The organism is Xenorhabdus innexi, assembly GCF_002632485.1.
Classification (GTDB): domain Bacteria; phylum Pseudomonadota; class Gammaproteobacteria; order Enterobacterales; family Enterobacteriaceae; genus Xenorhabdus; species Xenorhabdus innexi.
Window position 1 is genome coordinate 1 of sequence record NZ_NIBU01000179.1, and the last position, 1,222, is coordinate 1,222.

1 protein-coding gene and 1 pseudogene are annotated in these 1,222 nt (G+C 53.3%); both read left to right on the top strand.

Features of this window, described 5'->3' with window-relative positions:
* Positions 1-574: pseudogene (locus Xinn_RS20870) on the top strand (STY4528 family pathogenicity island replication protein); the annotation flags it as partial.
* 447 nt (positions 575-1,021) lie between these two features.
* On the top strand, positions 1,022-1,222 hold a 201-nt coding region (locus tag Xinn_RS20880), incomplete at its 3' end, for an AcaB family transcriptional regulator (RefSeq protein WP_153043436.1).

A 1,222-nucleotide genomic window follows, 5' to 3' on the forward strand; every position in this document is an offset into this window, starting at 1 on the left:
CGGACGCCGTCAGCCGGTACCGGGTCCGGTTGCCGGACTCAGTCAGCAGGCCCCCTCAGAGACACCGGATTCGGAAACCGAACTCAGTCTTAAATCAACGGCTTATAGTCAAACCACTAAACCGAACTGTTATGTACGTTCTTTCACACAGAGTGTGAATAAAAAAACATACGTCGATCAGTCATCCGCCATTTTTCTGCCCGAAGGGCTGTGCCGGCAACTGGAGGCGGACGATGTGACCATGCTGACCAGTCAGTTACAGGCGCTGCCTGCTGAACAGGCGCAAACGGTACTGCGCAGTCTGGATAACGCCCTGCGGACAGGCAGTATCGGCAATCCGGTGGGCTGGCTGCTGACCGTCATGAAACGGGCACGGGAAGGGAAATTATTTGTGCAGCCGGGGCAGACCGGTGTTCCCGCCACGGTGGCAGCCCCCGCAAGACGACCGACTGAGCCTGAACAGCCGGTTTCACGTCCGGTGCAACCCGCTTCACCGGCACATGTCCGCAACGTGGTGAGCGAGATCCGTCAGCAGCTGAATCTGGCGAAATATCACCGTGATGGTATCAGCTAAAAACCGTGTTGCTCAGAATTGAACTGATTGAAAATCATACGGGTGTGCCCGGGGCACACAAGGCTAAAAATCGTACTGTCCTGTCCGAATCAGGCCAGTCTGAAAATCTGTCATCGTGCCGGAGATAGCGGTGATTAAAAATCATACGGGTGTGCCCGGGGCACACAAGGTTAAAAATTGCACTGTCCTGTCCGAATCCGGTCAGTCTGAAAACCTGTCCTATTGTCGGAGATAGGCGTGGTCGAAAATTATACGAACATAACCGAAACACAAGCAGCTGAAAATTGTCCCTGATGAGTCAGGTAACAAAGAGATAAAAATAATCTTCTCTGAATCACGCCAGGGGGCATATTTCCTTTTTCCCGTAACTGATTATCCATTGAGCCACCGATGCCTTTCCCCTGATAGTTCCACAGACATAAGCTGACTAAACAGGAGTTGTTCTTTATGTCTGAGCCTGAGGAAAACACCGTCCCGCCGCCACCCCGTCGTGCCGGTGTACTGAAATCCGCCTTAACCATTGAACTGCACACCCACTACGCCATCCGTCTCTGGGCAGGGCGTAAAAAAGAAGACGTCACCGGCCGCCGTCAATACCCGGACATTATCGGCATGCCGCAGGTCATTAAACGGGCGGGGACTATCAGC